This window comes from Candidatus Magnetobacterium casense (assembly GCF_019173545.1).
Classification (GTDB): Bacteria; Nitrospirota; Thermodesulfovibrionia; order Thermodesulfovibrionales; family Magnetobacteriaceae; genus Magnetobacterium; species Magnetobacterium cryptolimnobacter.
Window position 1 is genome coordinate 1 of the sequence record NZ_JABXWD010000122.1, and the last position, 9484, is coordinate 9484.

Consider the following 9484-nt stretch of genomic DNA (forward strand, 5'->3'; position numbering starts at 1 on the left):
GGGTGAGACGTAGAGGCGTTGCCCCTTGATTCCGTCATCCGAGGTGAAGTTTGCCACAGACGACGTCACGGAAAATCTGCCGGGAATCACGTCCGACTGCCACAGGTCTGTGGGGTGCAGGGACAATCCCAGCTCCGGCAACTTTTGTGATGCCAGGCCGGTCTTGTATTGCAAATCCGTAAAGTACTGGCTGAGAACGTAGGCGCGGTATTTGTCAGTGGAGTAGGACGCCTCGGCCGTTGACTCCAGGAATCGCTGGATGCTCACCTGGAATTGCGGGCTATACTGTTTGTAGTAGTCGCTTTCGTTGAGGTAGTTTACGTTGAAAAATGCGGATACACCGTTATCCATGTCTTGTGTGTGTGTACCCTTGACCATGACATAGTCCTTCCCTACGACCTTGTCGTGCTGGTGATACACCCACCAGGTGCCTTGTATCCCGCCGGGTTCCACGTAGCGGTATTCAACGCCTTCTGCCAGGCCCCTGCGGGTGAGATTTTCGGCCACTATCGTCATGTCTCTGTTTTCTGATATGGCCCAGTAAAATGGGATGCTCACATATGTTCCCTTGTCGCTGTGGAAGCCCAGACCGGGGATCAGAAACCCCGTCTTGCGCCTTAGTGCGGCAGAAAACACCGGCGTATACAAGACCGACCGGTCGGCAACCTTGCCGATCACGCCGGTTGCCCTGATCTCTTCATCGACTTCGATTTCGGCCTCCTGTGCGTATATGCACCAGTCCCAGGGGATCGAGTCGCAGGTGGTGATGTTTGCGTTTTGTATCCTGTACTCCGTGTCGCTCAACTTGATGAGATACTCCCCGGTGACGTGGTAGTTGCCATTTTTTACGAACACCGATGCCTGTATAAGCGAACCGGTCTTTTTTGCGGTATTGAGCACCGCCGAACGAGCACGGATGGTTATTTCGTTATCGTCGTAGTAGACGCTGCCCTTTGCCACGGCGATGGATTGCTCCTCGTGGAACTCTATGTAGTCGGCAGAGACAAAGGATGCCCCCTTGAGCAACGATGCGTTGCCCTTGAGGTAGTATATCTTTTCCTTGCTGTTGTACTCCAGCGAATCGGCCTTTATTGCCAGTGCGGAGCTGTCGTTGCCGGCGTGATTGCCACCGGCGACGTTATCGTTACCGGCGACGACTGCAGCAAATGCAAAAAAACACACCACCGTCAGCGCTAAAGTGATTGTCCGTTTTAGCATTACAGTGGTGATTGTAACATTTCTGTGCTCAAGAAAAGAAGAGGGCAACGCAATCCAAAATCTTTCTTCCTGTAAATATTTCTGTGATGGTAGAAGGTTAAGCATTATGGGGTCAAGGGGTCAGCGACCCCCGGCATAAAAGGGGGGCTGGCCCCCTTGCAGGGGGTTCTGAAGGGGGCCAGGAGCGTCCTGGAGCGACAAAGAAGCGGAGCCGCCCCTTTCTTTTTTTTACCATGAAATATAAAGAGGATACAAAAAATCATTGCCGATATAGTATCATTAGATCAAATCTATAAAATTATGAGGGGAACACAGATGGTATCAGACAGGGCCAGAAAGATAAAGCCGTCTCCGACGTTATCGATTGACGCAAAAGCCAAGGAGATGAAGGCTAATGGAATTGACGTAATCAGCTTTGCCGTTGGGGAGCCGGATTTTGACACGCCTGACCACATCAAGGCAGCCGCAGTCAAGGCGCTCAACGACGGATTCACAAAGTACACACCGGTGGGAGGTATACCGGAACTAAAAACCGCAATCATCGAAAAGTTCAAAAGGGACAACAACCTCCACTACAAACCAAACGAGATAGTGGTCTCCTGCGGGGCCAAGCACTCTCTCTACAACGCGGCCCAGGCGCTGTACAGTGCCGGGGATGAGGTCATCATACCTGCCCCGTACTGGGTGTCGTATCCCGACCAGGTCTTGCTCAACGACGCAACACCGGTCATCGTCCAGACTACGGAGGCCGATAAGTTTATGTTGTCTCCGGATGCCCTCAAAGGCAGCATCACCGGCAAGACAAAGGCCATCATCCTCAACTATCCCTCCAACCCCACGGGCTTCACCTACGACCTCAAGAGCCTCGAGGTCATCGCCGAAATCGTCATCAAGCACAACCTCTGGGTAGTTTCCGATGAGATATACGAAAAACTCCTCTACGATGGCATAAAACACGTAAGCATCGCCGGCATAAGCAACGAAATCAAACAGCGAACCATCGTCATCAACGGTCTGTCCAAGGCCTATGCCATGACCGGATGGCGCCTTGGCTATGCCGCCGGTAGCGCCGACGTGATTAAGGCAATGGAGAACATCCAGAGTCAATCGACGTCCAATCCCACGTCATTTGCCCAGAAGGCGGCAGTGGAGGCCCTCAATGGTCCACAGGGATTCATTGACGAAATGCTGAAGCAGTTTGACGACAGGAGGCGTTTCCTCGTTGCCGAGCTTAATGCCATCGAGGGGGTGTCTTGCATCATGCCGGAGGGGGCGTTTTACGCATTCGCAAACATAAAGAAGGTACTGGGACGGCGTTTCCAGAATAGCGAAATCAAAAACTGCACCGACCTTTCCATGTATCTGCTACAGGAGGCGCATGTGGCGCTTGTCCCCGGTGGGGCATTTGGTGCCGAGGGTTTTATACGGATGTCCTATGCAACCTCGATGAAGAACATCAAGGAGGGGCTGTCGCGGCTCAGGGAGGCCCTCGGAAAACTCTCGTAAGTCCCCCACGGCAGAAGGGGTTTTGTTGCAGTATAAATATTTGTCTTGAAAAAGACCTCCCAAAAAGTATAATATTAGTACAGTACGGGAGCAAGGGAGCATTGTTGATATGGTGATAAAGATGAAAGTAGACGGGTTGTTGTTTGACCCAAGAAGCGGTATGTACATACTCTTACTCAAGGCCGTAGATGGTGATGAGACCCTGCCCATATGGATAGGCAAACCGGAGGCAGACTCTATAGCCCTGGCCTTGGGAAGGGTTGTTACGCCACGGCCGCTTACTCACGACCTCGTAAAGAATATTATTGAGGAGCTGAGGATGAGCGTCTCAAAGGTCGTGGTACGGGAAATCGTGGACAACACCTACTATGCTACCCTGTATGTCTCCGACGGTAAGTATGAAAAACCCATAGACTCCAGACCAAGTGACGCCGTGGCCGTGGCTCTGAGGACAAGCTCGCCGATCTACGTCGATGAGAGTGTAATTGAGCGCAGAAACACCGATGAACTGGAGGAATGGCTTAAGAACCTTAAACCCGAGGACTTTGGCAACATCATGTAATGCTCCACAGAACCGAGGGTATTGTCCTTAACAGCTTCCCCTATGGGGAGGCCGATGCAATAGTGTCGTTTTTCACCAGTGACTATGGAGTGGTCAGGGTTTTTGCCAAGGGACCGCGCAAGACAAAGAGCAGGTTTGGCAGCGCCCTTGAACCACTCACACACAACCGGATGGCCTTCTGGGGCAGGGAACATGCCACACTGCCCAGACTCACCCAGGCCGACATTATTTACCCGCATCAGAAACTGAGGGAGGAATTTGGATGCTTCCAACGGGTATCGGAGATCGTGGAGATGACCCTCGGCCTCATACCCGAAATGGCGCCCCACAGGGAGCTGTTTGACATCATGCTCAATGCCCTCAGGCTCATAGAAACGGACAGATTGCCCTACCGCGTATATCTGTTCTACAAGGTCAAGCTGTTGACGTTGTCGGGGTTTTTGCCGCGTCTCAGTGGTTGTGCCATGTGTGGGCGGACGGGGACGTCGTTTTACTTCCATGATGGCTCGATCGTGTGTGGTGGTTGTCTGGGCGGCATGGGGCGGGGCGATTCCGGTGGGGGCAGTCCCAAGGTTGAACTCTCAATGGGGGCAATCAGCGTCTATGAAAAGATTCGGCAGTGGCGCTGGGAGATGTTGGGCAGGCTGATGCCGTCTCCGCAGTTGGCTCAGGAACTTGAGCGCATGTTAAACCTGCATATCAGATTCACCATAGACAAGGACATAAAGACAAACTCCTTCCTCCTGACCCAGCAACGGGTCACAGTCCCCCTCACGTAAAAATGCCACATACAATGAAATCGCCAGGGGGCAGTGCAGCCAACGACATCAGAAAGTATTGCTACAGGCTGCTAAACCGCAGGGACTACACCAGGGCTGAACTCTATCGCAAGCTGATTGCCCGCGGCTACCCGGCTCAGGACATCGAGGTCGAACTCCTCCGCCTCACAGACCTCGGCCTCCTGGACGACCGCAGGGCAGCCGGCGTACTACTGAGCCATTACGAAGACTCAAAGAACCTGGGCGCCTTTGCATGTAAGGAGGAGCTGAGGGCCAGGGGCGTTGATAGGGAGATCATCGACGAGCTGGTCTTTACCGACCAACGGGAACTGGAAAAAGCCCTCAAAGTCATCTCAAAAAAAACAAGACATCTAAAGAAATTCCCCATTTACGTTAAACTGAATAAGATGCGTGATCTGTTGTCAAGAAAGGGGTTTGATAACGACACAATTGCACAGGCAATAAAGCAGTATAAGGAAGACGAAGAACAAGGGCAGGATTAACGTATCCTCTTAAAAAAGCATGGTAAAAGGTTTCGTAAGAAGGGGTCAAGGGGACTGGTCCCCTTGCGGGGGGTTCTGAAGGGGGGCGGAGCCGCCCCTTTCTTTCTTTGCTACCATGAAATATAAAGAGGATACGGATTAACCGTTACGGAAAAGGTTACGGCTATATTTGAACGGGATGGTGATTATGGTACCACTCCGTAGTCCTTAAGCCACTGTGCCTTGAAGTCCTTGAACCTGCCTTGTGTGATAGCCGATCTGATGTCGCTCATAAGCTCGAAGTAGAAGTGGAGGTTGTGGATCGTGTTTAGTGTGATGGAGAGGATTTCCTTTGCACGAAAGAGGTGGTTGAGGTATGAGCGTGAGAAGTTTTTGCAGGTGTAGCATTGACACAGTGGGTCGAGGGGGGTAGTATCGGTTTTGTAGCGTTGGGCCTTGATGCTGATCCTGCCCGAATGCGTCAGGAGGGTGCCGTGCCTGGCGGTTCTGGTGGGGATGACGCAGTCAAACATGTCAAAGCCTGCCTCGACGGCATGCAGGATGTCCTGCGGGAAGCCAACGCCCATGAGATAACGGGGTTTGTCCTGTGGCATCTCCGGGGCCATGTAACTGACGATGTCGTACATCATGTCCTTTGGCTCTCCGACGCTGACCCCGCCAAGGGCATAGCCGTCAAAGTCCAACGCCTTTAACTCCGCCGCACTCTGACGCCGCAGGTCCTCGTACTCCCCTCCCTGGATGATGCCAAAGAGCAGTTGTCGCCCATCGTGTGCCTCCTTGCACTGCCTTGCCCACCGAGTGGTCAACTGAAGGGAGCTGCGGACATACTCGTAGGTAGCAGGGTATGGCGGACACTCGTCAAATGCCATTACGATGTCGGCACCAAGGGCACGCTGTATCTGCATTGCCTCTATGGGACCGATAAAGTGGGTTGACCCGTCTATGTGGGACTTGAACTGCACGCCGTCCTCTTTGATCTTCCTCAGCGGGGAGAGGCTGTAGACCTGAAATCCGCCACTGTCGGTCAGCACGGGGCCGTCCCAGGAGGTGAACCCGCGCAGTCCGCCCGCTGCCGCAACCACGTCATGCCCCGGACGCAGGTACAGGTGGTAGGTGTTACAGAGGATGATATCGGCCCCAACCTCCCGCAACGCCAACGGGGTCATGGCCTTGACCGTACCCTGCGTTGCCACGGGCATAAACATCGGCGTTGGCAACGTCCACGCACCCACCCGGAGCGTCCCGACCCTGGCGTTGCCATCGACGTTGAGCAACGAAAAGCGCATTACTGCCTACTTCGCCGACTTACGATTGTCGAGGTCTACCGCCTCGTATACGCAATCGTTGATGGGGTCGTAGGCGGAGAGCTTGCCGGTATAGACGGCCCCCGTGTCTATGGCAACGGCGCTCTTGTACTTGGTGACGACCTTGTGTGGGGTGTGTCCTACGATGATTGTCTTACCACGGTAGCGGTCGTAGTTCCTGTCCCACAATAGGGCATTTGGTTGGGCGCTCTGGAGTGTTTCGCCCATGGGGATACCACCGTGGACAAAGATGTGGGAAGGCGTCTCATAGTAGTACCGGAGCGTGTCTATGAAGGGGACCAGGTGTTTTTGTGCATTTTCGTAGTTACCATAACTGTTTATCGTGTTGATGCCACCGTTTATAAACCACAGTTGAACGTGATTGCTTCCCCTGGTCTTAAAGGCACTGTGGGCAAGCAGTTCGTGATTACCCATCAGGAGGACTATGCTTTCGGGATACTTATTTCTAAGGGCGTTAACGTATGTCACCACGTGCATACTCTTATCGCCTCTGTCTATGTAGTCACCGATAAAGACCAGTTCGTCCGTATCAGGGTCAAACCTTATGACGTCCTCCAGCAGGTCAACCATGAGACCATAACAGCCATGTATATCTCCAATGGCAATCTGTCGCTTAATTTCTTTCAACAATATATACTAATAGGCTGTCGTATTATTGTCAAGTGTGAGCAGGTTTATTTTCTTGCCTGAGTTGGTCATTATGGCAGATTACGAGTTGTAAGTACATTGACAATCTCACATTTAAGTAAACATGCAGGCATCTTTGTTTGCAGAGATTGGAATATGACATTGTCAAGATAACAAGACACATATATATCTTACAACTGTAATTTTCCTGTTCAGGATTCGTCTTTGAATTCACTTGCAATGGCAACAAACTCATCCTCCACGCTCAGGAAGGCATCAACAACGGCGGGGTCAAAGTGACTGCCGCGCCCTTTGAGGATAATATCCCGTGCCACCTCATGGGAAAAGGCATCCTTGTACACCCGCTTTGTTATGAGTGCGTCATAGACATCGGCAAGTGCCATCAGTCGTCCGGGCATCGGGATGCTGTCGCCGGTAAGACCTTCAGGATAGCCGGTGCCATCCCACTTTTCATGATGACAATATGCGATCTCCATTGAGATGTCCAAAAACGAGTTGGAGCCAAGCGTTTTTGCTGCCTTTAACAGGGCATCCCTGCCGTAGACGGCGTGCATCTTCATCTCCTGAAATTCCTCGTCCGTGAGTTTTCCGGGCTTCAGGAGGATGGCATCACGTATGCCAACCTTCCCTATGTCGTGCAGGGGGGCGGATTTATACAATATGTCGATGGTTTCATCAACCAGGTAAGCGGAAAATCGGTTGTTATGTCTCAGCGACATGGCAAGGGCTCTGACATATCGCTGTGTGCGCAGGATATGTGTACCCGTGTCGTTGTCTCTGGTTTCGGCAAGGCCGGCCAGAGATAAAATTGTCACGTCCCGGGTCTTTTGTAACTCCTCGGTGCGTTCCCTGAGCTTGTCTATCATTTTGTTGGAGTATGTGGCGATGACTCCAAACTCGTCGTTTGTGCTGACTGTCACCTTCTGGCTCAGATCACCATTGGCAACGGCTAACAATACCCTGTTTTCACTCTCAAAGAACAGTCTCAGGTTCTTGGAATGTGAGATTATCAGATTGATGTTTTCGGCTATGACCACCAGGATCACAAAGACGATCTCGATCAGTATCTTTCCGGTAGAAAACCCGGCAATGACCTCTCCGTTGCGTATAAACAGGTTAATATCCCGCGATATAATCAAAAACACTACCACCATCATAAGAAACATGCTGAAAGTGGCAACCAGGATTATCTTTGTGGTCAGCTTTACGAAGTTGTCTGAGACGGTTATGTGTTTTCCGGTTTTTCTGATCTCCGAGTTTATGGTTCTCTCTGTTTCGAGTGCGAGGTCAATGGCGGTATAAAAGCCAAGCGTCATGCTGCCCACGATGACCTTCAAACCACTGCCTGCCGGGAAGCCATAGGCATAAAAGTTGTACAGCGCAACGCCCATCCCCGACAACATAAACAGTCCGTAGTCAAGACCCGCCTGACGCTTTATCCTAAGGAGATGGTTCTCACCCAAGACTCCAAACCCTATCACCCCCTGACGCAGGGCAAGCGCTATCCAAAACGCCACCGCAAACAGTAATAATCGCTGTCCGATAAAGAATTCCGCAAGAAAAGGACACACACTGGCACTGTAAATGCTTATGATAACTATCGACAGACTATAGTGAACGAAAACCCTCATAGTCATTGCGTAATTTCTTGTCCGGCTTTCCGGCCTTGTCAGTGTTTCCATGTTGGGGTATATTATAGCAGATTTCGGTTGGATTAACTACAAAAAATGTGCGATATTTTCATGGAGCGTCATGCGTAAATCGTAGCAACCACAATTGATTGTGGTGCAGACCAAGCCGACAACCTGTTGCTTTATTTCAGGATTCTCGGGTAGAATATATAGAGTGTTTCGATTGCATGCGATACAAAGAAAGAAAGGGGCGGCTCCGCCCCCCTTCAGAACCCCCCGCAAGGGGACCAGTCCCCTTGACCCCGTAAAAACTCCATGTATCTTGTATTTAATCCAATCGAAACGTGCTATAAGATATGCAAGGATTTAGGCATACCTTACAATAGGGGGTAGTAAATGAAAAGCAGGGCTTGTGTTAAGAAATGTGATGATTGGTGGATAGGATGGTTAATTGACATACCCGGTGTCAATGCCCAGGAGAGAACAAGGGATGAGTTAATAGAATCGTTGATTATTGGGGCACAGGATATGATAAGTATTAACAATGAGTTAGTTAAAGATGGTCAGGTTGAGGTCATTGACATACCTGAAGAAATATATAGCTAATTGCGGTAACATATGGCAGATGTCTGCTGCCTGACGTAAATCTCAATCAAGTCACAACAGGAGGGAGCAATGAGTACATGCAATAGCTTTTCGCACACCAGCAAACTGACGCCGGCTATTCTGGCGTTGCTTGCCTTGCCGGAGTCGTCCACGCCGCAACCGTGAGCCTGCCGCGACCTCCTGCGCCACCGGCGAGGACGGCCCAATATGTGTATTACGGTCAACGGCGACAACCTGTTGCTTTATTGCAGGATTTTCGGATAGAATATAAATATGCAGTTTGTAGATGTACGAAACGATATAGCGTTTAAGAAGATATTTGGCAATGAGAACAAGAAGGAGATACTAATGTCCTTTTTGAATTCGGTGCTGGACCTAAGCGGAGACAGAGAGATAGATGATTTAACAATATTGAATCCCTGGCAGGCACCGGAGATACCGAGCTTAAAATATACCATGCTGGATATACGGGCAATAGACAAGAGGAAAGTAACGTTTATAGTTGAGATACAGGTTCAAAAAAAGTCCGGATTTGAAAAACGTGTACAATATTACACGAGTAAGGCCTATGTTGCTCAGTTAAAAGAGGGCGATAATTACCACACACTAAATCAGGTGATATTTATAGGCATAGTGGAATTTAACATATTTGATGGCGATGATTATTTAACAAGGCATAAGATATTAAATACGTCAACATACAGGC

Annotated in this window: 11 protein-coding genes; 6 read left to right on the plus strand and 5 right to left on the minus strand. The window is 50.5% G+C overall.

What is annotated here, in order from left to right:
• The coding region (locus HWQ67_RS08165; protein ID WP_218252193.1) for an LPS-assembly protein LptD at positions 1-1218 on the minus strand (1218 nt) is incomplete at its 3' end.
• A 315-nt stretch (positions 1219-1533) separates the two neighbouring features.
• On the opposite strand from HWQ67_RS08165, the gene HWQ67_RS08170 reads away from it, so the two are divergent.
• The 4 genes from HWQ67_RS08170 (at position 1534) to HWQ67_RS08185 (ending at position 4568) form a co-directional block, all read left to right on the plus strand.
• A complete protein-coding gene (locus HWQ67_RS08170; protein WP_218252194.1) occupies positions 1534-2724 on the plus strand; it encodes a pyridoxal phosphate-dependent aminotransferase in 1191 nt (396 codons plus the stop codon).
• 109 nt (positions 2725-2833) lie between these two features.
• A complete protein-coding gene (locus HWQ67_RS08175) occupies positions 2834-3286 on the plus strand; it encodes a bifunctional nuclease family protein (protein ID WP_040334772.1) in 453 nt (150 codons plus the stop codon).
• Positions 3286-4065 carry a DNA repair protein RecO gene (recO, locus tag HWQ67_RS08180; RefSeq protein ID WP_218252195.1) on the plus strand — a complete coding sequence of 260 codons (780 nt, stop codon included), beginning with the start codon at positions 3286-3288 and terminating at the stop codon, positions 4063-4065. The genes HWQ67_RS08175 and recO overlap by 1 nt, the downstream gene beginning before the upstream one ends.
• A gap of 14 nt (positions 4066-4079) precedes the next feature.
• A complete protein-coding gene (locus tag HWQ67_RS08185) occupies positions 4080-4568 on the plus strand; it encodes a regulatory protein RecX (protein WP_218252196.1) in 489 nt (162 codons plus the stop codon).
• Between the two features lie 185 nt (positions 4569-4753).
• Here the strand turns inward: HWQ67_RS08185 and tgt are convergent, their stop codons facing one another.
• From tgt to HWQ67_RS08200, 3 genes are all read right to left on the minus strand, one after another.
• Positions 4754-5854 (minus strand): tRNA guanosine(34) transglycosylase Tgt, encoded by a 1101-nt coding sequence (tgt, locus tag HWQ67_RS08190; RefSeq protein WP_218252197.1) that lies wholly within the window; start codon positions 5852-5854, stop codon positions 4754-4756.
• A gap of 6 nt (positions 5855-5860) precedes the next feature.
• Positions 5861-6520, minus strand: a complete 660-nt coding sequence (locus HWQ67_RS08195; RefSeq protein WP_218252198.1) for a metallophosphoesterase family protein — start codon at positions 6518-6520, stop codon at positions 5861-5863.
• A 212-nt stretch (positions 6521-6732) separates the two neighbouring features.
• Positions 6733-8178 (minus strand): HD domain-containing phosphohydrolase, encoded by a 1446-nt coding sequence (locus HWQ67_RS08200; RefSeq protein WP_218252199.1) that lies wholly within the window; start codon positions 8176-8178, stop codon positions 6733-6735.
• 390 nt (positions 8179-8568) lie between these two features.
• On the opposite strand from HWQ67_RS08200, the gene HWQ67_RS08205 reads away from it, so the two are divergent.
• On the plus strand, positions 8569-8778 hold the full coding sequence (locus tag HWQ67_RS08205; RefSeq protein WP_218252200.1) for a hypothetical protein: 210 nt from the start codon (positions 8569-8571) through the stop codon (positions 8776-8778).
• On the opposite strand, the gene HWQ67_RS08210 is transcribed toward HWQ67_RS08205, so the two are convergent.
• Positions 8775-9002 (minus strand): hypothetical protein, encoded by a 228-nt coding sequence (locus HWQ67_RS08210; protein ID WP_218252201.1) that lies wholly within the window; start codon positions 9000-9002, stop codon positions 8775-8777. The genes HWQ67_RS08205 and HWQ67_RS08210 overlap by 4 nt on opposite strands.
• A 49-nt stretch (positions 9003-9051) precedes the next feature.
• On the opposite strand from HWQ67_RS08210, the gene HWQ67_RS08215 reads away from it, so the two are divergent.
• The coding region (locus HWQ67_RS08215) for an Rpn family recombination-promoting nuclease/putative transposase (protein WP_218252202.1) at positions 9052-9484 on the plus strand (433 nt) is incomplete at its 3' end.